This window comes from Devosia sp. (assembly GCF_014860165.1).
Taxonomy (GTDB): Bacteria; Pseudomonadota; Alphaproteobacteria; order Rhizobiales; family Devosiaceae; genus Devosia.
On the sequence record NZ_JACZKG010000003.1, the window covers coordinates 38,760 to 63,278 of the forward strand.

Genomic DNA, 24,519 nt, shown 5'->3' on the forward strand with positions numbered 1-24,519 from the left:
GCGGTGTATCATCTGGCGGCATATGCTCGGGCCTATCTCGCGCTCTCTGTTCTTCCTCTATCCACCGCTAACGCCTGGAAACTGGCTCCCCCGCCACAACACCAATAATGACGGCGAAGAGGTCGCGATGGCGGATTGATGATAGTCATCGTGCTCACTGTCTGACGGCCAGCCCCGTCCTGGGCGGAGAAGGGGACCGTCTCCTCCCGGGCAAACTGCAACCCGGCCCACAGCTGAGGTGTACAATTGCAGTCGGGCGCAAGTATCAGGCGCCATTAACCATTGATTAGCCATCTCGGGCCAAAACTGGTGGCCATCGCCTCGACACAATTGTCCCCTCAAAACGACGCGCAATCGAGTTCGGATTCGCCCTTGAAGTCGCTACTTATTCTTGTCAATTGGACGGCCATGATCATGGTCTTGGTGCTCGGAGCGGGTCTTTCCCACGCTGGCCAGCCGGCGCACGTACATGGCGCGGCTGACGAGGCGGTACTGGTGGCCCAGGACGAGGCTATCCAAAGCGACCTACATACCGAGCAAGACAAGTTGCAAAATGAGCCAACCTTTCATTGTGGTGCGCCATTCTTGGGGATCGCGTGCGAGCACGTCGCCGAGCGCTATTTTGGCCGGTTGCCATACGCATCAATCCAAGTGCGCATTCTGACTGTCCGGCCGACGCCATTGGACCCCCGACCGCCGCGAGCCTGATCACCGACAAGGGTGCGCCGCAGCAGCGGCGAAGGCAAATAATGCGGATCATAGAGACATGATGAATAAACTCGGAATCGCCTGGCTAGCGGCCGGCGGAATAGTAGTGCTTACGGGCGTAACGGCATTGGCCCATGGCGGCGCCACCGGTATTGTCGGTGAACGCATGATGGGCATGATGATGCTCAGTGAGCAGGTAAAGCTCCTGGCGCCGCTTTTTGCCGATGGAGAACCTGTGGATCCAGTGCTCCTCGCAGAGGCCGCCACGATGATCGAAATGCACGCCGGCCGGGCGATGACTGACCTGTTTCCTGAGGGTAGCCTCGAAGCGCCATCCGAAGCGAAGCCAGAAATTTGGGACAGGTGGCAGGAATTTACGTCATACGCTGATCGCCTTGGAATGCTCGGTGCAGAGTTAGCCGCGGTCGCTCGACCGGCAGAAGCAAAACTTGCCGATATCGCCGCGCCAGTCCCGGCACCGCCAGAGCCTGAACGCAGCGAATGGGAGAGATTGGACTTCGCCAGCCTGATGGGTCTTGCGCCAGCGCCGGCCATTCAAACCGTTAGCATCGACAGTCTGATTACCGGTTCCCTGGGGGACGCGGTTCCCAGAGCTGCGCCAGCGAGCAGGACGCAGCAGCAGGTATTTGCCGACGTCACCGCTACTTGCTCATCTTGCCACGCCGCATTCCGGCGCTGAAGATGAAGCTGCTACCTGGTCTTTCTCTCGCGCTGGTGCTGGCGGCCGCTTTGGCCGTGTTGACGATTAAGCTCTGGCCACTGCCACCGCCGACTAGCGTTGTCCAACTGACAGGCGACCCGAAGCGCGGCGCCTACCTCGCACGCCTCTCAGGGTGCGTTGCATGCCATACTGCCGGCGGAGAGGAGCCTCTCTCCGGCGGCGCAGCGCTGAATTCCAAGTTTGGTGCCTTCTTCGCGCCAAATATCACCCCCGATACCGTGTATGGCATCGGCGGCTGGTCATTCGAGCAGTTTGTCCGCGCCGTGCGCCAGGGGGTTTCCCCGGAGGGAGCACCTTACTACCCGGCCTTTCCCTATGAATTCTACGCCAGCTTGACCGATCAGGACATGGCAGACATTTGGGCTGCAGTTCAGGCGGTGCCGCCGGTGGCCCAGCCGTCGACGCCGCATCAAGTGGGCTTCCCCTTCAATGTCCGGGACGGAATTCGCGTTTGGCGATCGTTCTTCGAACAGCCGCAGACATACGTGGAGGATTCAAGTCGGAGCATTTCCTGGAACCGTGGCAGGTATATGGTTCAAGGCCCGGCCCACTGCGCGGCATGCCATACGCCAAGAAATATCGCTGGTGGTCTGATCTCTGACCGGGAGCTGACGGGCGACCCGGCGATGCAGGATGGCGGACGCTCGCCTGCCATAACTTGGCGGGCCCTGACAGTGCGGGGCTGGACCAAGGACGCGCTCGTCGCGGCTCTGCGAACCGGTGTACTTCCCGATGGCGATGCTTTCGGCGGCTCCATGGCCGAAGTTGTCCATGGAGGCACGAAATACCTGCTGGACCAACATCTGGAGGACATGGCGACCTACCTGCTCAATCTCGAATGATTTTTGTCGCAAGATCGCCACGGGCGGAAGGCACGATTGGGGAACAGTTTGAACGCCGGAGCGTTAGCCACACCATGCGAGCAAAGCCACCAATTCCGCGCGAGACTCGCAAAGTAGCTCATGCGATTGCACTTCTCTTCGCGGTGCTGCTCAGCCTGACTGTCCACCACGTACCATTGGTGGCCCGGGTACCAGACACAGCGCACACAATCACGCATGTGCAAGCAGCGTTCGACTGTTCCGAGCGCCGTTGTGATCCTTCTCACCAGACAACCCCTGGATGCTGCGCCACGAATATTTGCCTAGGAGCACCCCCAGCTTCTGCCGCCGGGTTTTTGGCCGTGAGCCACGTCATCGGTCACGATCCACATGGCCCATCAATTGCCTTGCGGTGGTCAAATGACGGACCCGATCGGCCACCAAAAGTTTCTTGATGAATGCAGATTCAAACGGCATGGCCTCTATGCCTTGCCGGCAAAAGCCAACTAGGAACCACTATTATGAACACGTTTAAAATCACCATTCTGACCACCGCAATGCTGCTCGCGGTGGTCGGCCCATCTACAGCCCAGGACGCGATGCCCGGGCACGATATGTCGACCATGGGTCAGTCAGGCGCATCCACCGCTCAATCGATGCTCCCTGAGATATGCAAAACGGCTGGAGCCATGGGTTCGATGAATTCAATGGGCTCTATGGGATCGATGGAGATGGACGCAGCCCATACCGACCTGATGGCCGGTATGGACGCCATGAACCAGGATATGATGATCGGTGCCATGGCCGAAGACATCGACGTGGCCTTCGTCTGCGGTATGATCCCGCATCACCAGGGCGCGATCAGCATGGCCAAGGCTGAGTTGGAGCACGGCGACGACGAGTGGGCCAAGGAAATGGCCCAAAAGGTAATCGATGCCCAGGAGGCCGAGATCGCCGACATGCTGGCCTGGCTCGAAGAACAGGCTGCCAAGTAGGCCTCGCAAAACTTAGGGGCGCTTCGGCGCCCCTTTCCAATCGAGGAGCCGGACCGTTGAACGCGGCAGGCATTCCAGTGGTGGCGGGTGTGCTCTACCCATCCTTCGGCTTGACCCTGTCATCGGCAATTGCCGCCGCCATGGCGCTGTCCTCGGTCAGCGTCATCGGCAACTCCCTCAGATTGCGCAATGTGAAGATCGGCTGAGGGTCTGTCCAGACGGCAGTTCCCTTCCAACCCCAAAAGGAGCGGTATCATGTCCGACCACCACCATGCGGAGATGACCAAGGGCAGCTATTGGCGCTTCGGCGTCGAACTCGCGATCGACTTCGTCATCATGTACCTGGTGATGTACAATGATCGCGACCCTCGGGCACTTCTACCTCAACCTCAACAATGTCCACATGACGCTGATGATGGTGGCGCCCATGGCGGTCGTGATGCTGATCTCGATGCGCTCGATGTTTCCATCCCGGCGGGCCAACAGGGTCATTGTGGTCGTCGCTCTTGTGGTCTTCGGGATCAGCTTCTGGGGCATGCGCAGCCAGGCCGCCATCGGCGACGCGGAATTCGTGCGATCCATGGTGCCGCACCATTCGGGGGCGATCCTGATGTGGCCTCGGATCATTGCCGGCCAACAGAGCGAGATCGACCAGATGCAGGCGATCCTGGAGCGGCTTTGAGCGCAGTACTATAGCGCGGCCATGGTCGAGAAAGAGCCGGCCGGGCAGGCGGCGGCAGGGTCGAGCGGCGCGGTCAACGCGCCGGTAGGACCGAAAAAGTAGCGCTTTTCGCATACATCCCAAGCCGGTGGCTGGCGTGTCGCCTCGAAAATGTCGGTGCCTTGCTTGAGGTTCTGCCAGAACGGCACGTGAGGGCTGGTCGCGTTCAAGGCCAGGTTGGCGTCGGTCATGCGGAACGGCAGCAATTGCAGCTGGAACGAACGATTGCCGCCCCGGAAGCTCTCGCGCGCCAGCGCAAAGATCTCCTTGATGCCCTCGTCGGTCATGGCGAAGCAGCCCACCGACTTGCAGTCGCCATGCACCATCAGATTGGTGCCGGTGCGGCCCCAGACTTGGTCGAACTTGTTGGGAAAACCCACGTTGAAGGACAGCCAATAGGCGGATTTCGGATTCATCAGCGCTGGGGTGATGTCGTAGAAACCCTCCGGAGACTGGTAGTCGCCTTCCTGAATCTTGGGCCCCAGTCCACCCGACCACTTGCAGATCGGATACGTCTTGAACAGCGTATAGTCGCCGGTGCGGGTGCGTTTCCAGACCTCGAGCTCCGAACTCTGCTTGTAGACGCGAACGACCATGGCCTCGCCTGGAGACGAGCCGATCTCCGCCAATCTTTCGATGGTCGCCTTTGCCAGCGGAACATTGTGACGGTTGTCGCCGACGAACTGGCTGCAGCCCGTGATGAGGACAAGGGTGGCCAGCAGTAGCATCGTTCGGATGAAAAGGAACATGAAGTCACCGCTTGAACTTTTCGGCAACCATAGGCGTCGTAGGTTACCGTATGGTGATCTGTCGATCCAGACGACTGCGGCGCTCAAAAAAGTGATCACCCAAGCTCCGACAACGAGTATCGCCTCCAGCAAGGGTCGGGCCTGAATTTCGGGCCTCGGCACCTTTCGGCCATATCAAGGCGTAAACGTCGTCGCGGAAGCAGGCCGCACCCTGCCGTTCGCCCAAGCGGCGAGGCGGGGCGGTGTCCGCAAACGGATCATTTGGCTCAGATTGGGTCGGCGGCTAGCGAAGTGTCGGCCTCGTCTTGGGGGTTGATGTTAAGCGCCGATGTTGGATGGTCAGGCGTTTAAATCCTTTCGCGCTGTTTGATGATGGCTGCGGCCCTGCCAAAGTGGGCGTCGGCTGGTGTCACGTTGTCGAGGCTCTCGTGGTAGCGCCGATGGTTGTAATGCTCGACGAAGGCGCTGATCTGGGCCTCAAGGTCTCCCGGGCAGGAAGTAGTTTTCCAGCAGGATGCGGTTCCTTGAGGGTCTGGTGCCAGCGCCTGATCTTGCCCTGGGTCTGGGGAGGCATCGGAGCGCCCCGTGTCAATCGGCGCCGGATAAGGCCTCCTATCGGCGTCAAAGAGGCTTTTTGGAAGCCGATTTCCCCGAAAAGGGGGGCCTCATTCCACGCGTAATCACAGCTATCAACCGCGGTGGTAGGTAAAGCGGAGGAACGTTGGGCGTCCACAGCGTTGACGGGTGCAGGGGACATTCATGCTGATCTCATCGAGACCGGCTAAGAGAGGATTTCAGGCAAATGGACGACTTTCGCGCGTCGTTTCAAGTCGGCAGAAAAGATATCGTGACTTGATACCTGGCGGGAACCCCCCTTATTCTGGTGGATGCCATGCTTTGGGAATTTAGAGCAAGGACGATGGGTGCAGGAGAGAGTGTAAGGTCGAGCCGGCGAGACTTCCTGTTCGTTGCAACCGCTTCAACTTTTGCCGTTGGCATCACGGCAGTGGTCTGGCCGGTCATCAACAGCCTAAGCCCCGCCGACGACGTTAGAGCGCTGGCCGTCTCGGTTGAGGTGGACCTGTCGCCTATTGAAGTGGGTCAGCGCATAACGGTCATGTGGCGCTCGATGCCGGTTTTCATTGATCACCGAAGCCAAGAGCGGATTGCCGAAGCGAGGGCCACTAATCTGGCCGAATTGAGAGATCCTCAAAGGGACGAAGACCGCGCGTTGCGGCCCGAATGGCTGATCCAGGTCGGCATCTGCACGCATTTGGGGTGTATCCCGCTAGGACAACAATCGGGCGATCCCGTCGGCGATTGGGACGGCTGGTTCTGTGCCTGCCACGGCTCCCAATACGATTCCTCGGGACGTGTCCGAAAAGGGCCGGCTCCGCGCAATTTGGAAATTCCACCCTACGCCTTCGTCTCTGACATGATGGTCCGGATCGGTTGACAGACGCCGCTCGGGAGTTGCAGCGTTGCGGACTCTCACAAGCGCGCGGCGGTAACGCCGGACGCTAGCCAAGCGCCGACTGCCTGACTTACAATCGCACAATCTATCCGCAGCAGGCTCCCTTCATCCCGCCTGCCCGCCAATCAATTCGAATACAACGAAGTCCGACCGGTCCCGCCAGCGGCACGCCAAACACATGAAGAATGGCGCGCTCCAAGCGTCCGGTTTTTGAGGTCACACACTTCACTTCCTTGCCAGGTTCAAGCCTTTGTCCACCTGTTTGCAGCTTGTCCTTCACTTGGCCGCCTCACTGCATTCCGGTTTGGCCTTAGGTGCATCTTGCCTCGTGCCACATTTCTCGGTGCCGACGCTCGGATCGGTACCATCCGGAGCGGCGTCTGTTCATGTGTGGTTGGCGTACGTTCTGATTACTCTGGCAGGCTACATATCGCCTCGACGCGTGGGCACTGGCGCGCCAATTAGTCACTAAAAGAATTGAAAGCCCCCAAGAGTTGGCCTTACGGTCTAGCCTTTCCAGCGCAGTGCTGGACGCTCAACTGCTGCCCATGAAAACCACGCCAGGGAACCCGCCAGGAGCAGGGACGTCGCTATGTGGGCTGGGATGAGCCCCTCTGACCAATTGAATACATGCACCAGTGCCTGTTGCACTGGCCAGCCATATAGGTAGAGTCCGAATGAAATGTCCGCGCGCTGTGTCCACGCCCACGCTTGCCGCAGAGTTGTTCCCCCGAGCACCAAAGCGGCGTAGCCGAAGGCCAGGATGGACCAGACGGAGGCGCCCGGCACTAGACTTAGGGAAAGGGCAGCTGCTACCGCGATAAAGGCAAGTGCAGGCGACAGGCCGATACGATGTCGCAGCTCGAAAGCTAGCATACCCAGAGTGAACGCGAAAGCGAAGCGGGCCAGACTGGCCACCGCGTTCTCGCTTTCGGCATCTACGCCGATGCCCAAAGTTACAGCCACGGCGCTTATGGCCAAGACGACCGACAGAATCAAGCGACTGCCCGCCCACCCAAGGACAGCCAGAATAGCGAAGGATACGTAAGCGATAAGTTCGAACTTTATGGTCCACAAAGATGCATTGGTCTCATGTCGCATCTCATGGCTGAAGGCGGGGAGGTCCGCTCCAGCAAAGTCATAAGCAACTTGCAATGGGTACAACCAGTTTGCAGGATCGGTGAAGTAACGCCAGACCGGTACATCGGCGCCTATCGGGCCGATCGCAACCGTGGTGACCACTCCCGCCATGAGGAGTGCCGGGTATATTCGAAGAACTCTGGCCCGCAGAAATCTTGCAAGGTTCGGGCGCAGCGCAAAGCTACGGCTGACCATCATCCCTGAGAGGACGAAGAAGATATTTACTGCAGTTGCTCCCAGATCATAGGCCGCCCATGAAAGAGGTTCTGACCGGTTTCCATCCAGCAATATAAAAAAGGAATGGGAAACTATCACCATAACGGCCGCAAGCAGCCGGACAAAGTTAAAGCTATTCGCTGGGTTGTCGAGCGCCATGGATAGGCTTGGTCCAAGCGGCAAAAGTCCTTTTCGGAACCTGATAACGTTGAACGAAATTCCGGCAACCTCGTTTAAGGTCGACGGTAGTCTAGGTCCAAAAGTTCTCATTGTCGGTCCTTCCCGCAGCGACCGGAGCCGGCGAAATAGGCAAACGCACGCGGGTCGCAGCCCGTCGCTAAAAAGGCCTGCCAATCCATCGCAGAGCCAAAGAAGGCGTTGCGATCGACCTCACCAACTACGCCGCGCACCACACCCGTCTGAGTCCACTGCCAGAAAGTCCAACCACGATTGACATAATGGTCTTTAGTATCGGCAGCAGTAGAGCGCAGCCAGATGCTGTTGGGAAAGGTCTCTCCCGCAAGGATATCCCGATGAAAATTGATGTCGGTATAGATGATGGGCAGCTTGCCGGTGTGGCGTTCCATCGCAGCGAGCATGAGCTGCACCTTGCCAAGCGTTTCGGCTCTCGACCCGCGGCTGCGGCAGCTTGAGCCGTTCTGCCATTCCAGATCGAGCACCGGCGGCAGCGCGTCAGCGTCAGCGGGAACCATGGCGGTGAACCAGGCCGCCCGTTCGGCAGCGCTGGAACCCGACCTGAATGGTGTTAGGGGCGCTGTCGCGCGATACTGCGCGCTTACCCGTTTGGTCGGCGGGGTAATCACGGCTGCTCTCCCGCGACAAGCGGAGCAGCCGTCAGCGGGCGTGTCATCGCTGCGATGATAGCGGCGTCCAGATCGGGTGTCGGCGCGGGTGCCACCCCAAGCATCGGAGCAACTTTTGCAATGATGCGTCCCGATACTTCGCCCGCATTCCACCCCGCCGTATTACCCGACTGCGGATTTTCCGGTTCCGCTTCATCGAGGAGAATTAGCATCACGTATTGCGGGTCTTCCATTGGAAAGGCGGTAACGAAGACATTCAGATTTTTCTTTGCTCCATAGCGTCCGTTGACGACCTTCTCCGCTGTTCCCGTTTTGCCGCCGACACGATAACCCATGGCGATACGGTTCATCCGCGAACCCGAGCCTTGCATGGCGTTGAACCGCAACAACTGACGGAGTATGGCGCTAGTTTCCTCGGAAATGACCCTCGTTGCCATCGTTAGGGCCACTGTTTCAGTGCGGGGATAAAAGGTTGGCTGGAGCAGGTTTCCCCCATTGACGAACGCAGCCAGAGCCCGTGCCATGTGCAGAGGCGAAATGCTGAATCCGTGACCGAAAGAAGCGGTGGCTGCGACGACTTCGGAAAATTCGGCTGGCACATTCGGGGCCGCCATTTCCGGCAACTCGGTGACGATGGGCTTGTCGAAACCGACGCGCGAAAAGAAGGCGCGGTAGTTGTCTTTACCCATTTGCTGGACGATTTGGATCGTTCCAACGTTGGACGAGTAACGAAAGATCTCGGGCACGGTTAGGATGCGGCCTTCGCCGCGAAAGTCGTTGATCGCAAAGCGGCCAAAACGCACCGGAAAGCGCGCATCAAACGAGTCGTTGAGGGTAACTGCACCGCTGTCTAATGCTGCGGCAAACGAAACGGTTTTGACCACAGACCCCAGTTCGAAATTGCCGGCCGTGATGCGGTTGAAACGTCCCTCTTCCAACGCAGAAGCGGGAACATTGGGGTCGAAGTCGGGCAGGGACACCATGGCGAGGATTTCACCCGTACGCGCGTCGAGCATCACACCGGCGCCGGCGATGGACTGGTAGCGCTTGATCGCATCAACCAGCTCAACATACATGGCGTGCTGTACGCGCATGTCGATCGTCAGTCGCACCGCCTGTAGGGCCTGGCCCCGAGCAATACCCGCAGCTTGCAAGGCGGCCACGCCGCTATCGTCCAAGTCGCTTTCGATACCGGCTATGCCTTGGCTGTCAATGTTCACGGTTCCAAGTACATGTGATGCTTCGACACCCCCTGGATAGAAGCGACGGCTTTCGGTCAAGAAATCGATGCCGGGGATCCCAAGGCCCATCACCTGGTCACGTATATTGGGTGTCAGTTCTCGCTGGACCCACACAAAACCCTTGTCCCCAGTCAGACGGTTACGCAGCCAAGTGGGATCGAGATCAGGCAGAACGCTTCGAAGGGCCGTTACCGCCTCCTCGACATCAATAATTCTGCGTGGTTCGGCGTAAAGCGACGGCACCCGAAGGTCGACGGCCATCTCCAATCCATTCCGGTCGAGGATGGCCGGACGAGACGCCTCGATTTCGCTAATCTCCTGCCCCTCGATGGTGGTCGTGGTTTCCACAGTGCCCAGCTGGACGAGCTTTGCGCCAATCACAGCAAAGCCGATCGAAACTACGATTGTCATGATGGCAAGCCGTCGGCGAGTCATCGCCGTGCGCGCGTAATTTGCCCCGGGGAGGGTGATTGTTTGGTCAATGGTGCTCAAGGTGATTCCATAATTACGCGACTGCGCCGCTATAGGCGCCTTAGTCAGTCTGGGCCAAGCCTGCCCGGCTGCGTAATCAGGAGCGGTTCGGTGGCCGTTCCAGGACGTGTCCAATGGAAAGAGTCGTCAGTGGCGTGCTGCTCAACTGCCAAGTCGAAGATGGTTTATCGCGGTTCTGGTAACTTGTCGCGACGTTCGCATTTCCGTCAGGGCTATGGTCGTGTACCGAGTGCCCGTGGCGGTGACTTTGAACGTCCCCAGCCGAGGGGAGCTGTGTATGGCTGGCAGAAACGAAGTGAATGCTTCGTTCGCCATGACCGCCCGCAAAAGACCCCGCACTCGCCTGTGCAAAAATGGCCACGCATATTGCCAGCAGCCCTACCGACAAGAGCGATTTCAGGTTGCGGAACGACATGAATTCAGCGTCCTACAAAATTGTTAAATATGCGTGAGGAAACGCCGTTTCTTTCATGTGTGCACAATCCAAAGAACCTGGCTCATCCAAGGTGTTCCTCAAAGCTCCCCATCTGCGTCGATGACCGGCGCAGAACGGAGTACATTCATCAGGTGCTGCGCAGGTCCGTGACCTCGAAGCTACCTGTCTCGCCGGGGGCCAAGGGCTCGGTGCACGCGGTGTTGGAAGCGCCATCCAGTTCAGGAACGGACTTGGGTGCCCAGTGGACAATCGTGGTTGGTTGAGGCGTTGATGTCGGTCAACATGGGAGGTCTCGCCGGGAGGAAGGATCAGGCCTAGCCTGCTGAAACCATCAGTAATGCCGAGCCATGCTGCAAAGGCCGCAAGACGAGGCGGAGCAATCGGCGCGGGGTCGACCGGCGCTATGACTGGATGGCTCATCGTCGGTCGAAACAAGCTGTCAACGGGCTCTTTGGTCCAACCTCGGCTTGAATCTGCGAACTCGGAACAATCTCACATCTCCGGAAGCAGTGTCTACTTCAGCCTCCCCTCGTGCCAAATTGCGCCTTGACGGCTTTGGATACCGATCGCTCGCAGCCGGTGCAGGTCATGCCCCCCTGGTAAGTTAGCGTGGTCTGGCTCCATCGTGGTGACCTCCGGTTCCGAACTCCGAGGGTGGCGCCTGGCGATCGGTGTGCTCGAAGTTGTGCTGCAACCATATCGATGGTGAGGTTTTTGGTCCACGGGCCGACTGTGGCTCTTCCTCAACTAAGGAGATTTAAGATGCACGTACGCGAGATGATCAGCACCCACCCACATGTCCAGGGCGGCACCGCAGACAACCTACTGAAATGCATCGAAGAGTGCTATGCCTGCGCCCAGACCTGCACCAGCTGCGCCGATGCCTGCCTTGGCGAGGACATGGTCAACGAACTGACCCATTGCATTCGCCTGAACCTTGACTGCGCCGACATTTGTACGGCCGCCGGGGCAATGGCTTCCCGCCGCACCGGCTCCAACATTGAAGTGCTGCGCGCCGCCATCCAGGCATGCGCCGAAGCGTGCCGCGCCTGCGGCGACGAATGTGCAAAGCACGCCCAGATGCACGAGCACTGCCGAATCTGTGCCGAGGCGTGTCGCTCCTGCGAGCTGGCCTGCAGGGAAGCACTGTCCGACGTCCACTAGGAATCAGAGGAGCCGCGGCTTGGCTGCGGCTCCGCGTTGCTACTCACTCCATGCTCACCAGGTAGTTCGCCATGTTCTCGAGGTGGTCGTTCGGCAGGTATCTGCTGATCTCGCGCACGACCTCGACGGCGTCGCCGTTCGGATGCACGCCAGTCCAGACTTCGATATATGTGTGGGTCCCGACCGACGTGGAGCCAACCCGAAAGTGAAGCCAACCGGGGCCGAGGCTCGGACAAATCAAGCGTGACTAGTCAACGCCGGTTAGCCCTACCATTCAAGTTCGAATCTGAGCAAAAAACGCGAGAATAACGCTGTTATGGCGCGCGCCAGCGTCACTGCGGCGCGTTGAGCTCGGGATAGATCACGGCCGAGCACTGCCGGTTCTGCGCGTCGAGCAGGGCCTGCTCTCTAGCCGTGACGATGCCGGTTTCGATGGCGCTCCAGAGGTCATTGGTCTCCACGCCCTCCAACCCGCATTGACAATAGGTGGTGCAGAGGCCCGGCGCCGTGCCGCCGGCCTCACAGGTCGACTGGCAGGAGCGCAGGAAATCGGCGCTGCGCATGGCGATTTGCGGCTGGAAGACCAGGGAGGCCGGATAAACCAGCCCCAGCAGCAGGGGCTGGTGCAGCAGATAGATCAGCAGGCTCCAGCGCCCCAGGATAGCCAGCAGGCGCGGCAGGCGTCCGGTTGGTGCGATGGCGGCGATGCGCGGCGCCCAGGAGGCCAGCACCAGCCGCGTGGCAATCACCCCGAGCAGCACGACGCCCAGCCCGGGAAAGACCGGCACGAGGTCATTGGTTGGCGGCGGCACCTGCCAGAAGCCGAGCCATGACCAGGCCTTCTCGTTGAACAGGGCATCCGAGTAAAAGAAGGGCAACGCGATGACCACGGCGGCAACCCCGATGGCTAGCCAGAGCGGCGTGCGCACAAAGGCCAGGCCCATGAGGCTGAACAGGGCGATGGCATGCAGCACGCCGAAATAGACAAAGCTCTGCGGGAAGACAATCCAGGTCGCCACCGTGATGGCCAGGGCGCCGGCGACGACAAAGACCCAGCGCTTCCAGAAGCTCCGCCAGCGGATGGCTTTGCCATGGCCCAGCACCAGCCCGACGCCGACAAGGAACAAGAAAACCGCAAGTATGCTGCGGGCAATCAGCACCCAGGCTGGGTCATAGCCGACATCAGCGGCGATGAAGCGGAAATAGCTCAAATCCCAGCACAGGTGATAGGCCGCCATGGCAATGATGGCGATGCCGCGGGCGATATCGATAATGGCGAAGCGCGGGCGGGGAGTGCCGGGGTTGTCGGTCATAGGACCCTCATCCGCCCTGCGGGCAGTTTCGCCCACGAGGGGATAAGGAGAGACGGTACTAGCGTCAAGAGTGGAGCCGCCCTTGTCCCCTCGTGGGTGGATCGGGCAAGGCCAAGACGGGTGGCGCGGTGCTTTCTATTCGATCGCGCATTCGCCGAAATCAGCTGGCATTCACGTTTCCGAGAGACAGCACCAGAAGTTGTGCTGGATCAAAGAAGGCGGTGCCGACCAGAGGTCTAGTCAAAAGCAAGAATGATGAAAGGCTTGTCCGATGCTACTCCGCACGTCCCTGCTCAACGCCGTTGCCGGTCTTGTGCTCGCAGCTACTTTGGCCTCACCGGCGCATGCGGCCGGTACTCACGCTCACCCCGCCGAGAACGGGACGGCGGATGTGCCGTTGGACATCGTTCGTGCACCCACGGATTTGCCGGGACCGCTTGTTGCGCGTGGCCCCGAGACCATCAAGGTCGGCCTGGAAACGGTGGAGGTCACCGGTGCTCTTGCTGACGGCGCCACCTACCACTACTGGACCTTCAACAGGAAGGTCCCGGGGCCTTTCGTACGGGCACGAGTTGGCGACACCGTGGAGGTGAGCCTGCATAACGTGGACGACAGCACCGAGCCGCACAGCGTGGACTTCCACGCAGCAACAGGACCTGGGGGCGGGGGCGCTGCCACCCATGCGCAACCCGGCGAAGCAAAGAGCTTCTCTTTCAAGGCGCTGAAGCCTGGCCTGTATGTCTACCATTGTGCGGTGCCGCTTGCGGCCGAGCACATTGCAAATGGCATGTATGGGCTCATCCTCGTGGAGCCCGAGGAGGCATTGCCCGCAGTTGACCGGGAGTTTTACGTCATGCAGGGCGAGATCTACACCGCGGAGGAATTCGGTTCCAAGGGAATGCTGACGGGCAGCGTTGACCGGCTGCTCGACGAACAGCCGGAATACTATGTGTTCAACGGCGCCGCCGAGGCGCTGACGGGCGACCACGCGCTGAGGGCAGAAGTCGGAGAAACTGTCAGAATCTACTTTGGAGTGGGTGGGCCAAATAAGTCTTCTAGCTTCCACGTCATCGGGGAGATCTTCGACAAGGTCTACAATCTGGCATCATTTGCGACCGAGCCAATGTCCGATGTGGCAACCGTCTCGGTTCCTCCTGGCGGCGCTGCGGTGGTCGATTTAACACTCGAGGTGCCCGGTGAATTTCTTCTTGTCGATCACGCACTGTCACGGGCTGCTCGTGGCCTTGTTGGCAAGCTCGTCGTCGAAGGAGAGGATGCGCCAGCAATCTTTAGCGCCACGGAGAGCTCGGAACCTGACCAGTTAGAATCCCACGGCGAGCCAGCACATTGAAGGGAACTGATCGAATGAAGCTGAGAACGATTATCCTTGCCGGGGCAATGGTGCTGCTGCCAGCTTCCGTCGCTCTCGCCGACGTGGCCGACGTCTTCAAGACCGCCGGGTGCGGGTGCTGCGAGAGGTGGATCGCCCATGCCCGGGATGGTGGTTTCGAACTCTTGCCACGCGATATTGATGTCGGCGAGATGGCGCGTATCAAAATGGAAGCTGGCATCGGGCCTAACTGGGCCTCCTGCCACACGACAATGATCGGGGACTACGTGATCGAAGGCCACGTGCCGGCTCCCGAAATCGCTCGACTTTTGGCCGAGCGTCCGAACGCGCTAGGTCTTGCGGCTCCCTCCATGCCGGCGGGTTCGCCCGGCATGGAGGGAGCTAGCGAGGAGCCCTACGATGTGCTGTTACTGCTTGATAATGGTGAGGCTGTGGTCTTTTCCAAGCACTAGCGGCGTGTAAGACCCGAGGGGATGCCCTGCACCAGGAGCATTGACTTGCCTACTTAGGTTTGAACCTTTTCTTGTCCCCCCGTTTGCGACAGAAAACCGAAAACCGATAGGGGAAGAAAGTGAAAACCGCATCATTTCGCGTGGCATGCGGACTGGCCGGGCTGATGCTCGCCGCGCCGGCATTAGCCCGAGTCCAAGGCACCCGCTGCCCAGTAATGGAATTCAGGACCTGTGCCCGTATGAGCAGGCCCTTTTTGGCAAGAACGGAGAGAGCGAATGACGGATAAAAAGGACGATGAGATGCACGGGCCGAAGGCGGGCGCGGGTCTCAGCCGCCGCAGCCTGCTGGCTGGATCGGCAGGCTTGACCTTCGCCGGCGCGTTGGGTGGGCAGGCGCTGGCTCAAGCCCCAGGCGGCGCTGCGGTGAACCGGAGCGCGCATATGTCCTACGCTGGGGCAAACAGCCCTAGCGGCCGCCTCTACCAGGTCAATCCCGGGATGACCGAGCATAATGACATTGCCCATGATCCGGCCGAGATCCCGCCTCCGCTCACCCGGCGGGAACCGCAGACCGTCCGCGTCGATCTCGAAACCGTCGAGCTCGAGGCCCATCTCGACGCCAACAGCACATTCCGCTTCTGGACTTTCAATGCGCGCGTGCCTGGCCCCTTTATCCGGGTGCGGGTCGGCGACACGGTGGAGTGCTACCTCAAGAACGCCGAAGACAGCTGGATGGCGCATAACGTCGATTTCCATGCTGCCACCGGCCCTGGCGGCGGCGCCGTGCTCACCACGTCCATGCCGGGCGAGGAACACGCCTTCCGTTTCAAGACGCTTAACCCAGGGCTCTATGTCTATCACTGCGCGGTGCCGCCGGTGGCCATGCATATCGCCAATGGCATGTATGGCATGATCCTGGTCGAACCCGAGGAGGGCCTCGCCCCCGTTGACCGCGAATTCTACGTCATGCAGGGCGAAATCTATACCGAGGAGGCATTCGGCACGGCGGGCCTGCTCACCGAGAGCTACGACAAGCTGATCAATGAGCGGCCGGAATATTTCGTCTTCAACGGCCACGTCAGTGCGCTCACCGAGCATTTTCCGCTCAAGGCCAATGTAGGCGAAACCGTCCGCATCTTCTTCGGCGTGGGCGGCCCGAACTTCACCTCCTCCTTTCACGTGATCGGCGAGATCTTCGACCGCGTGTACCAGGCGGCGTCGCTTACCAGCTCTCCGTTGACCAATGTGCAGACGGTGACGGTTCCGTCTGGCGGCGCGGCCGTGGTCGAATTCAAGTGCGATGTTCCCGGCCGCTATGTGCTGGTGGACCATGCCCTGTCGCGTGCCGAGCGGGGTCTAGCCGGCTACCTCATCGTCGAAGGCGATGAGCAACCCGAGATCTTCGCGCCCATTGGGGAGCCGCCGGATCCTTCGATGTCCGGCCACTAATCCAGACTTGGCCCCGGCATAGTGAAGGGCTGACCATTCATAACTGGGTGATTTACGTGGCAAGCAAAGACAAGCGAGCACGCTGCCAAAAAGAGGCAGGTGGGCACACTATACCGCAGACACTGCCTCTTTTTTCTGCAGCATCGCAAACACCAGGTACAGCGAGGCCAATGCTCCGCCAAAACAGAAGACCGAGATGTGTGCGTATTGAAAGAAGGCATACGTTACTGCAAGGGCGCCTGCGACGAGCAATCCAAAGAATCTGACGTGACGATCTCGCGAGATCAAAAGTGGAGCAGCGACGAAGAATACATAGATGCCATATGTAAACTCGCGCGCCATTATGAAGTCGAGCAGCTCGGTTGTGTCGTAGACGATTGCCCGCTCTAGAAATCGGATCGTCAGCCATCCATCATGCGCAAAGTAAGGCACGTACAGAAGTGCCCCCAACATCGCTCCGCCGATCGCGAACGCTACATACAAGAGCCGCTTTCTGCCCGTCTCGATGAAGTATCCAGAGATGGGAACCCACACTGGCCAAGCAATCCACGCGAAGAACATATAGGCCAGTGAATTACCTGACACAGCGCCCTGATCGCCCGCGGCGCCGGCGAGCCATACCATGCCTTCGAAGTACTGCTGCAGGCCGAAGAATACTGGGAGTGCCGCAAGGGCGAGAAAGCGTCGGTCAACTTTGAGCGCGCGGTTCACAGCAAACGCTCCAGTTGGAATAAGAGCGGCAGCGGCGGCGAAACTGACGGGAGCAGACAGGCACATGCTTCAATGCTCAGTACGGGCGGTAGGATGGGTACCAACCTAGCGGACGTATTTGTGCGACACCAGTAGAGACGGCCGCCCTCCCTCAAAGCGCGCGAAATGTTGTCCTCCAATCGCTTTCCGATTCTGGCTCCGTTCGCGCGCCGATAACTTTACGGTCTTCGACGCGGTCGCCAGGTTAAGGCGGTACGCCCGACCGACGAAGTGCAATGGTCAAAAGTAGGCCGGGTTGGTGCCCGGCGTTACCCTTTCAGCGCGGTAACAGTCATCCACGAAGCTTGTGCATGGTCCTTCGGACGGCCATCTTTTGCGTGCTGATATTTTTCGTTCAACTGCGTCCGCTCGCCCGCTAAATTGATGTGGATCAAAGTTGAGCGCAGGGTCGGAAGGTATGGTGTGCCCATGAACGCTGTACTTGGCAAATTGCGGACCTTTGGTGTGCTGCTGATCCTGGCGGCGGGCGTTGTACTCGCCGGCACAGCCTTTGCCGCCGTAGACGGGGCACCGTTTCCAACCGCCGATGAGATGCACCGCGCGGTCGGTGATTTGACGGGCCCCATCGAAAAGGCCTGCGTGATCGCGTCTCCCAAGGCTGAGTGTTCGATTTGCTGCCATGACATGGGAAGCTCCCTTTGTTGTGGCCACCTTGTCGCCTTAGGGACTGAAACCAACGCTGGCCCATCCGTTGTTCGCCTCTTTGTGACGGGCCCGTGGATGCCCGTCGCCATGTACGACGCGCACCTAGAAGTCGGTAAGCGGCCTCCCCGTCACGCAGTCTAGAAAACCAGCTATCCGGGTCGATTAGGCGCATTGCGCCAGATTGCGCCCGTTGCAAGCTGATTGTCGTGTCTGCCATCGCGATCGCGCGGTGTCATCGGCTACCACGTCACCCCCACATCAAGATTCACGCAGACGCAAAGGGAGTTTACCCATGCGCGCTTTTAGAACCCTATCCATCGCTGCTCTTGCTTTCGCTTTGGCTCATCCCGTGATGGCTCAAGATGATCCCCATCACCCTGCCGGGGCGGAGGTGCCCGCCGCCGAGGCCCCGGCAATTATCGAAGCGCCGGCAGACAAGTCTGAAACCCCCGGACCAAACGCTCCGGCGAACCCGATGATGGGCTGTGCGGACATGATGGGCATGATGGCGATGATGCAGTCCATGCAGACGATGCAAATGGAGATGATGCGGCAGATGCTGGAGATGCAGAAGGCCTTGCCGGCGGCGCCGAGTTCCGGCGAGGAGGCATCGCGATGACCAATTCCGTCGCGAAACGGACGCTATCGGTGCTCGGGCTAAGCGTGGGGACCAGCGCGGCCCTCATCGTGCTGTTCGCGCTGTGTGCTGTCGCAGGCCTGGCCTTTCCTGGCGTTCAGGCGACCCATGCTTGGGTGACCTTGTTCACACTGGCCCCAGTGACTTCACCGCAGGCCTGGCTAGAAGGCATCTTCTTTAGCTCGGCATTCGGGGTCGTCGGTGGGTCTATCGTCGCGGCATTGCACAACGCCGTCGCCGCCCGCGGGCTCTAGTAATGGCGGGTCGCCGGGCCTCCCCTTTCCATTTTTGTGAGTGAACGATCCATGAGCCTTTCACTATCATTCCTTGGCGGCGCGGGAACCGTCACCGGCTCCAAGTATCTCCTTGAAGACGGCTCAAAGCGAGTTCTCATCGACTGCGGCCTCTTCCAGGGCCCGCGCGAGCTTCGTCAGAAGAATTGGGACGCTTTTCCCGTAACACCGAGCTCGCTCGATGCGGTGCTGCTTACGCATGCACATATCGACCATTCGGGGTATCTTCCGGCTCTGGTCCGCGACGGCTTTTCCGGCCGCATCTATTGCTCACATGCCACCATGGAGCTCTGCGAAATCCTCCTGCGCGATAGCGGTTTCCTTCAGGAAAAGGACGCCGAGCTAGCCAACCGGCATGGATACTCGAAACACCGACCGGCCCAGCCACTCTATACCCTGAAGGACGCCGAGGCCGCGCTGCCGCACCTAAATCCGGTGCCGTTCCACCAGCTCTACAGCGTTCCCGGCGGCGGACCGGAGATCACCCTACGGCGAGCCGGGCACATCCTGGGGGCAGCCTCGATCGAGTGCCAGTGGCACGGAACCAAGATTGTCTTCTCTGGGGATCTCGGCCGTTTCAACGATGCCATGATGGTCGACCCCGAACCGGTTTCGGCAGCGGACTACCTGATCGTGGAGTCGACTTACGGAAATCGCCGTCACGATCCGGTGAACGCGCAGGATGCCCTGGCAGAAATCATAAACCGCACCACGGCGCGCGGCGGCACCGTGGTGATCCCCGCTTTCGCGGTGGGTCGGGCTCAGTCGCTGCTCTATCACCTGGAGCAGCTTAGCGCCGCAGGGCGACTCACGAATGTGTCCGTATTTCTCGATAGTCCGATGGCGATCAACGCCAGCAATATGCTGTGCACACACCTCGATGATCACAGGCTATCGGCGGACGCGTGCGTCAAGGCGTGTGGTATCGCTACCTATGTGCGCGGGGTCGAGGAATCCAAGGCCCTCACGAACAACCCCATGCCCAAGGTGATTATTTCGGCCAGCGGCATGGCCACCGGCGGGCGGGTCCTGCATCATCTCAAGCGCTACGCCCCCGACCGGCGCAACACAATTCTCTTTGCCGGCTTCCAGGCGGCCGGGACCCGCGGCGCCGCAATGGTGGCCGGTGCCGACGCCGTCAAGATTCACGGCGAGTACGTGCAGGTGCGAGCCGAGGTCCAGAACCTCTCCATGCTGTCGGCGCATGCGGACGCCGATGAGATCATGGTCTGGTTGCGCGGCTTCGCGCGGCCGCCACGCATGACGTTTATCACCCATGGCGAACCTGATGCTTCGGACGCCCTGAAACGACGCATCGAGGCCGAGCTCGGCTGGTCCTGCGCAGTGCCGGAACTCGCCCAGCGGGCGGTGCTGATATGATGTTACCCTCGCCGGATTCTCATCAGACCGCCTCAGCCGCGCCACTGAGGGCAAAGCGTATGGGCGTCCTGACGCTCGACGATCCCATCGTCTTCATGCGCACGGATTGCCATGTTTGCCGTTCGGAGGGGCTGTCCTCACGTTCGCGAGTCCTGCTTCAGTCGGGAGGCAAGAGTGTGGTCGCGACACTTTACCAGGTGGCTTCCGAGATGCTCGACGCCGACGAAGCCGGCCTGTCAGAGGCCGCCTGGGACCAGCTCGATGTCGCCGAGGGAGATCCCATCGTCGCCCGGCATCCCAATCCCTTGGCTTCGTTTGCACACGTGCGCTCCAGAATATTTGGTAGCCGGCTGTCCGAGGTGCAGCTCAGGGATATCATCGGCGATATCGCCGAACGCCGGTACTCGGCGATCGAAACGACCGCCTACCTGGTTTCCGGCTCGTCATTCCCGATGGATAACCAGGAGATGCATGCCTTGACCAAGGTGATGGTCGAGCTCGGCGATACCTTGACCTGGCCCGGCAGACCTATCGTGGACAAACATTGCGTCGGCGGCCTGCCCGGCAACAGGACGACCCCCATTGTCGTCGCCATTCTGGCAGCCCTGGGGCTCACGATCCCTAAGACATCATCGCGAGCGATAACCTCGCCAGCGGGTACGGCCGATACAATGGAAACGCTGGCGCCCGTCGACCTCGACCTTAGGACCATTCGCCAGGTGGTGGAACAAGAAGGTGGCTGTGTCGTCTGGGGAGGGGCCGTCCGCCTTAGTCCGGCCGATGACCTACTGATCCGGGTCGAAAGGGTCCTCGATCTCGACTCCGAGGGCCAGCTTGTAGCGTCCGTACTTTCCAAGAAGGTCGCGGCCGGCGCCACACATCTCGTGCTCGACATTCCTGTCGGGCCGACGGCAAAGATCCGAACATCGGCCGCTGCCGCCGCGCTTGCCAGCAAGCTCGAGGGCATCGCGGGTCAGTTCGGGATCACCACGAAGGTTGTGGTCTCCGATGGAAGCGAACCAGTCGGCTTCGGAATTGGGCCGGCCCTCGAGGCCCACGATGTCCTGGCGGTGCTTCAACTGACCCCGGGATACCCCACGGATCTGCACTTGCGTGCCTGCACGCTTGCGGGCGCCGCCCTGGAAATGGTCGAGCGAGCAGCTCCAGGCACCGGCGTTGCCGTGGCCGCACAAGCAATCGCCGACGGCAGCGCCTGGTTAAAGTTCCAGCGCATTTGCGAGGCTCAGGGTGGCATGCGCGCTCCTCCAGTGGCGGCACTCACGCAGCCGCAACTTGCGCAGTCGGGCGGATATGTCACGGCGATCGACAACCGCAAGATTGCGCGCGTCGCCAAACTCGCTGGTGCTCCGGGAATTCCAGCCGCCGGCGTCAGGATGTTTGCCCGGGTGGGCGAGAAGGTATCGGCTGGCCAGCCACTCTACACCGTACATGCCGATACTGGCGGTGAGCTTCAATACGCCCTGGATTATGTGTCCGCCAATCCGGACATCATCCGCGTCGGCGATCAGCGCAACGGTGCTCGGCCAACAATAGGAGACGGCAATGACTGACCCTCGCAAAGTCCGCGTTGCGATCAACGGCTACGGCGTGATCGGCAAGCGCGTGGCGGACGCGATCATGCTCCAACCCGACATGAGCGTTTCCGGCATCGCGGATGTTGTCGACGATTGGCGAATCCGGTTGGCCGCCGAAAAAGGGTACCGAGTGTTCGGCGCGACGGTAGAGGCGGTAGCCGCGATGAGCAACGCCGGCATCGCGACGAGCGGGACCCTCGCGGATCTTCTTGCCGATAGCGACATCGTCATCGACTGCACACCGAAGAACATCGCCGCGGCCAATGTCCCTACCTATCGTGCCGCTGGCGCGAAGCACATTCTGCAAGGTGGAGAAAAGCACGCACTCACCGGGCATTCGTTCGTCGCCGAAGCGTCTTACGCCAGTGCCGTGGGCGGTTCCAGCACCCGCGTGGTGTCGTGCAACACCACCTCAATCGTGCGGACACTGACAGCCCTCAAGAAGGGTGGCCTGCTCGGGTCCGCGAGAGGGACGCTGTTGCGCCGCGCGACGGATCCCTGGGAGAGCCATCAGTCGGGGATAATGAACACCCTGGTTCCGGAGTCCCGCATTCCGAGCCACCAGGGTCCGGATGCCAAAAGTGTCGACCCCGATCTGGATGTCGTGACGATGGCGGTGAAGGTCCCGCAAACCCTTGGCCACCTGCACCTCTGGAACGTCCGGCTTACCAGGCCCGCCGAAGTGGCAGAAGTCCTGGACCTTTTTCGAGCCTCCAGCCGCATAGCGCTGATCCGTAGTGACGCGGGGCTGCCGGCACTCAACAGCATCAAAGAGTGGATGCTCGACCTCGGGCGGCCGCACGGGGACCTCTATGAGGTTGCGTTGTGGGAGGACATGCTGACTGTTGAGGGCGATGAGCTCTTCTACGCCTACATGGTCGACAACCAGGCGATCGTCATCCCGGAAACCATCGACGCCATTCGAGCGCTTTGCGGGCTTGAGCGGGAGGCGGCGTCCTCGATTGCCATCACCAACGCGCCTTTAGGGATTGGCAAGCTCGTCGCTCGGCCCGACCGACAGGCTGATGCCCCATGACCAAAGGTCCATGGAATATGTCGGCCGTCCTTCTCTCGGTCGCCGGCCTGCTGGTGTCCGGGATCGGCGTCTACTTTCTTGCCTTCCGTCCGGCGCTGCTGCCCGAGGATATCCGGTTCATCGGGTTCTCGCCGACAGAGGTCGAGCAACTGGGTCCAAGATTGGGGCCGTGGCTGTCCAATGTCTTTCACGTGCTGGGCGGCTTTGCCCTGGCGACGGGCGTTGTAACCATCGCGTTGGCCGCCACGTCGTACCGCGCAAGGAGCCCGGCAGCCGTGCTGGCCGCCTCGCTGGGAGGCACGGTCTCGATCGTTCTGATGGCGATAGTCAACTTCTCCATCAACTCCGACTTCAAGTGGCTACTCGCCGGCTTCGCGCTCGTCTGGGCGAGCAGTCTCGTGGCTTTCGCCTTCGAAGTGCCGATCAGTCTTGCGCAAGAGACAAACCCATCAATTCATAGAGGAAAATGGAAATGAAACGTCGTCAATTCGTAACAGGGCTCGTTGCCGGCACGGCCGCCCTGTCTCTCCCACCCGCATTCTTGCGGTCGGCCTATGCGGCCCAACCCTCCACCGCCACCCCGCTCAGTATCGTGCGAAGGACGATCGAAGTGAATGGGAGGGCCGCCAGCGTCTTTGGGCTAGAGCAGGCCGACGGCTCAACAGGGCTGCGCCTGCGGGCCGGCGAACCTTTCAACGTCCTGTTGCGCAACGAGACTGCTGAGCAGACCATCATCCATTGGCACGGGCTTACGCCGCCCTGGCCGAGCGATGGTGTTCCCGACGCCCCGCTGCCCCTGATCAACGCAGGCATGGAACGCGTATTCGAGTTCCCCCTTGAAACGCCCGGCACGCACTGGATGCACGCTCATACGCTCCAGGAACAAATGCTGTTGGCCGCCCCCCTGATTGTCGAGGATCCGGCGGATGATGGGCGCGATGAGCAGGAGGTGGTCATTCTCCTCCATGACTTCTCCTTTGCCTCGCCGGAGGAATTGCTCGCTGGCCTGGCCAAGCCTGCGGATGCCATGGCGCCGATGGACCACGGCGGAATGGCGATGGACCTTAACGATATCGAATACGACGCCTACCTCGCCAATGATCGAGCCCTGGACGACCCCGAAGCCGTCAAAGTCGAGCGCGGTGGCCGCATTCGGGTTCGTATCATCAACGGCGCCACAGCCACAGCGTTCACCATCGACCTCGGTGCGATCAATGGTCAGTTGGTGGCAGTGGATGGGCAGAACATCGAGCCGGTCGGCGGGCGCCGCTTTCCCATCAGCATGGGTCAGCGCCTCGACATCCGTGTCGAACTCCCGAGCGAGGGAGGGCCGTTCCCGATTCTGGCTCTTCGGGAGGGCTCTGCACACCGGACCGGCGTCATCCTGCAGCCACCAGGTTCCCAGATAGCCAGGGTGGCATCTATAGGCAGTGAAGACGGGCCCATCCTCGATCTGGCGCTCGAGGCAGAGCTACGAGCCATCGCGCCGCTCCCGACCCGTGTTGCCGACAAATCGTTTGAGATGGTGCTCAACGGCGACATGGCGAAGTACCGATGGAGCCTTGGCCTACGGGAGCCGATCATCGCTGCGTCGGGTGACCGGGTCGAGGTCACGATGACCAACATGAGTATGATGGCCCATCCGATGCATCTGCACGGCCACCATTTTCAAGTGGTTGCGATCGACGGAAAGAGGATTGCTGGTGCAGTCCGCGACACCGTCCTCATACCGCCGAGGCGGGCGGTTACCATTGCGGTCGATGCGAGCAACCCCGGGCAATGGGCATTCCACTGCCACCATCTGTACCACATGGCGACCGGCATGATGTCGACCTTCGGCTATCAGACCTGAGACGCACGATACTGACGAAAGA

Annotated in this window: 24 protein-coding genes and 2 pseudogenes; 17 read left to right on the forward strand and 9 right to left on the reverse strand. The window is 60.3% G+C overall.

Features of this window, described 5'->3' with window-relative positions; all coding sequences use genetic code 11:
• Positions 1-766 precede the first annotated feature (766 nt).
• The 5 genes and pseudogenes from IH615_RS00525 to IH615_RS00545 all read left to right on the forward strand — a co-directional run bounded on the left by IH615_RS00525 (position 767) and on the right by IH615_RS00545 (position 3,948).
• Positions 767-1,408, forward strand: a complete 642-nt coding sequence (locus IH615_RS00525) for a cytochrome c (RefSeq protein ID WP_291358962.1) — start codon at positions 767-769, stop codon at positions 1,406-1,408.
• Positions 1,409-1,410: 2 nt separating this feature from the next.
• Complete coding sequence (locus IH615_RS00530; RefSeq protein WP_291358963.1) at positions 1,411-2,292, forward strand: cytochrome c; 882 nt, start codon at positions 1,411-1,413, stop codon at positions 2,290-2,292.
• 500 nt (positions 2,293-2,792) lie between these two features.
• Positions 2,793-3,266 (forward strand): DUF305 domain-containing protein, encoded by a 474-nt coding sequence (locus IH615_RS00535; RefSeq protein WP_291358965.1) that lies wholly within the window; start codon positions 2,793-2,795, stop codon positions 3,264-3,266.
• A pseudogene (locus tag IH615_RS00540) lies at positions 3,266-3,472 on the forward strand (hypothetical protein); the annotation flags it as partial. The gene IH615_RS00535 and the pseudogene IH615_RS00540, both read left to right, overlap by 1 nt.
• Positions 3,473-3,621: 149 nt before the next feature.
• Positions 3,622-3,948 (forward strand): DUF305 domain-containing protein, encoded by a 327-nt coding sequence (locus IH615_RS00545; protein WP_291358967.1) that lies wholly within the window; start codon positions 3,622-3,624, stop codon positions 3,946-3,948.
• 8 nt (positions 3,949-3,956) lie between these two features.
• On the opposite strand, the gene IH615_RS00550 is transcribed toward IH615_RS00545, so the two are convergent.
• Positions 3,957-4,736, reverse strand: a complete 780-nt coding sequence (locus tag IH615_RS00550; RefSeq protein WP_366484653.1) for a murein L,D-transpeptidase family protein — start codon at positions 4,734-4,736, stop codon at positions 3,957-3,959.
• Between the two features lie 283 nt (positions 4,737-5,019).
• Positions 5,020-5,322 (reverse strand): annotated as a pseudogene (locus IH615_RS00555) (integrase core domain-containing protein); the annotation flags it as partial.
• Between the two features lie 306 nt (positions 5,323-5,628).
• On the opposite strand from IH615_RS00555, the gene petA reads away from it, so the two are divergent.
• Positions 5,629-6,192: a ubiquinol-cytochrome c reductase iron-sulfur subunit gene (gene petA / locus IH615_RS00560; RefSeq protein ID WP_291358969.1), complete on the forward strand. Its 564-nt coding sequence runs from the start codon at positions 5,629-5,631 to the stop codon at positions 6,190-6,192.
• Between the two features lie 103 nt (positions 6,193-6,295).
• Here petA and IH615_RS00565 read toward each other — a convergent pair whose 3' ends face one another.
• From IH615_RS00565 to IH615_RS00580, 4 genes are all read right to left on the reverse strand, one after another.
• Complete coding sequence (locus IH615_RS00565) at positions 6,296-6,490, reverse strand: hypothetical protein (protein WP_291358970.1); 195 nt, start codon at positions 6,488-6,490, stop codon at positions 6,296-6,298.
• A gap of 227 nt (positions 6,491-6,717) precedes the next feature.
• Positions 6,718-7,725, reverse strand: a complete 1,008-nt coding sequence (locus IH615_RS00570; RefSeq protein WP_291358972.1) for an acyltransferase — start codon at positions 7,723-7,725, stop codon at positions 6,718-6,720.
• A gap of 107 nt (positions 7,726-7,832) precedes the next feature.
• Positions 7,833-8,390 carry a GH25 family lysozyme gene (locus IH615_RS00575; protein WP_291358974.1) on the reverse strand — a complete coding sequence of 186 codons (558 nt, stop codon included), beginning with the start codon at positions 8,388-8,390 and terminating at the stop codon, positions 7,833-7,835.
• A complete protein-coding gene (locus IH615_RS00580) occupies positions 8,387-10,123 on the reverse strand; it encodes a penicillin-binding protein 2 (RefSeq protein ID WP_291358975.1) in 1,737 nt (578 codons plus the stop codon). The genes IH615_RS00575 and IH615_RS00580 overlap by 4 nt, the downstream gene beginning before the upstream one ends.
• Positions 10,124-11,321: 1,198 nt before the next feature.
• Between IH615_RS00580 and IH615_RS00585 the strand changes: the two genes are divergently transcribed.
• Entirely contained in the window at positions 11,322-11,723 is a 402-nt protein-coding gene (locus IH615_RS00585) for a four-helix bundle copper-binding protein (RefSeq protein WP_291358977.1), read from the forward strand.
• 332 nt (positions 11,724-12,055) lie between these two features.
• Here IH615_RS00585 and IH615_RS00590 read toward each other — a convergent pair whose 3' ends face one another.
• A complete protein-coding gene (locus IH615_RS00590; RefSeq protein WP_291358978.1) occupies positions 12,056-13,036 on the reverse strand; it encodes a heparan-alpha-glucosaminide N-acetyltransferase in 981 nt (326 codons plus the stop codon).
• A 397-nt stretch (positions 13,037-13,433) separates the two neighbouring features.
• Between IH615_RS00590 and nirK (IH615_RS00595) the strand changes: the two genes are divergently transcribed.
• From nirK (IH615_RS00595) to nirK (IH615_RS00605), 3 genes are all read left to right on the forward strand, one after another.
• Positions 13,434-14,387, forward strand: coding sequence for a copper-containing nitrite reductase (gene nirK / locus IH615_RS00595; RefSeq protein WP_291358979.1), 954 nt, complete (start codon positions 13,434-13,436; stop codon positions 14,385-14,387).
• A 14-nt stretch (positions 14,388-14,401) separates the two neighbouring features.
• Complete coding sequence (locus IH615_RS00600) at positions 14,402-14,839, forward strand: DUF411 domain-containing protein (protein WP_291358980.1); 438 nt, start codon at positions 14,402-14,404, stop codon at positions 14,837-14,839.
• Positions 14,840-15,115: 276 nt separating this feature from the next.
• Positions 15,116-16,288, forward strand: a complete 1,173-nt coding sequence (gene nirK, locus IH615_RS00605) for a copper-containing nitrite reductase (protein ID WP_291358981.1) — start codon at positions 15,116-15,118, stop codon at positions 16,286-16,288.
• Between the two features lie 108 nt (positions 16,289-16,396).
• Here nirK (IH615_RS00605) and IH615_RS00610 read toward each other — a convergent pair whose 3' ends face one another.
• Positions 16,397-17,065 carry a DUF6629 family protein gene (locus IH615_RS00610; RefSeq protein WP_291358983.1) on the reverse strand — a complete coding sequence of 223 codons (669 nt, stop codon included), beginning with the start codon at positions 17,063-17,065 and terminating at the stop codon, positions 16,397-16,399.
• A 242-nt stretch (positions 17,066-17,307) separates the two neighbouring features.
• Positions 17,308-17,685 carry a hypothetical protein gene (locus IH615_RS00615; RefSeq protein ID WP_291358984.1) on the reverse strand — a complete coding sequence of 126 codons (378 nt, stop codon included), beginning with the start codon at positions 17,683-17,685 and terminating at the stop codon, positions 17,308-17,310.
• A gap of 311 nt (positions 17,686-17,996) precedes the next feature.
• Here IH615_RS00615 and IH615_RS00620 point away from each other — a divergent pair, with 311 nt between their 5' ends.
• Genes IH615_RS00620 through IH615_RS00650 form a run of 7 tightly spaced genes read left to right on the forward strand, consistent with a single transcriptional unit; the run spans position 17,997 to position 24,497 of the window.
• Positions 17,997-18,323: a hypothetical protein gene (locus IH615_RS00620; protein WP_291358986.1), complete on the forward strand. Its 327-nt coding sequence runs from the start codon at positions 17,997-17,999 to the stop codon at positions 18,321-18,323.
• On the forward strand, positions 18,320-18,595 hold the full coding sequence (locus IH615_RS00625) for a hypothetical protein (protein ID WP_291358988.1): 276 nt from the start codon (positions 18,320-18,322) through the stop codon (positions 18,593-18,595). The genes IH615_RS00620 and IH615_RS00625 overlap by 4 nt, the downstream gene beginning before the upstream one ends.
• A 51-nt stretch (positions 18,596-18,646) precedes the next feature.
• The gene (locus IH615_RS00630; RefSeq protein WP_291358989.1) at positions 18,647-20,014 is read left to right on the forward strand and encodes an MBL fold metallo-hydrolase; all 1,368 of its coding nucleotides are present in this window, start codon (positions 18,647-18,649) and stop codon (positions 20,012-20,014) included.
• A complete protein-coding gene (locus IH615_RS00635; RefSeq protein WP_291359073.1) occupies positions 20,014-21,585 on the forward strand; it encodes a thymidine phosphorylase family protein in 1,572 nt (523 codons plus the stop codon). The genes IH615_RS00630 and IH615_RS00635 overlap by 1 nt, the downstream gene beginning before the upstream one ends.
• On the forward strand, positions 21,578-22,645 hold the full coding sequence (locus tag IH615_RS00640) for a type II glyceraldehyde-3-phosphate dehydrogenase (protein WP_291358991.1): 1,068 nt from the start codon (positions 21,578-21,580) through the stop codon (positions 22,643-22,645). The genes IH615_RS00635 and IH615_RS00640 overlap by 8 nt, the downstream gene beginning before the upstream one ends.
• Positions 22,642-23,121 carry a hypothetical protein gene (locus IH615_RS00645; protein WP_291358993.1) on the forward strand — a complete coding sequence of 160 codons (480 nt, stop codon included), beginning with the start codon at positions 22,642-22,644 and terminating at the stop codon, positions 23,119-23,121. Before IH615_RS00640 ends, IH615_RS00645 begins: the two co-directional genes overlap by 4 nt.
• Positions 23,118-24,497 carry a multicopper oxidase family protein gene (locus IH615_RS00650; protein ID WP_291358995.1) on the forward strand — a complete coding sequence of 460 codons (1,380 nt, stop codon included), beginning with the start codon at positions 23,118-23,120 and terminating at the stop codon, positions 24,495-24,497. Before IH615_RS00645 ends, IH615_RS00650 begins: the two co-directional genes overlap by 4 nt.
• Positions 24,498-24,519 lie beyond the last annotated feature (22 nt).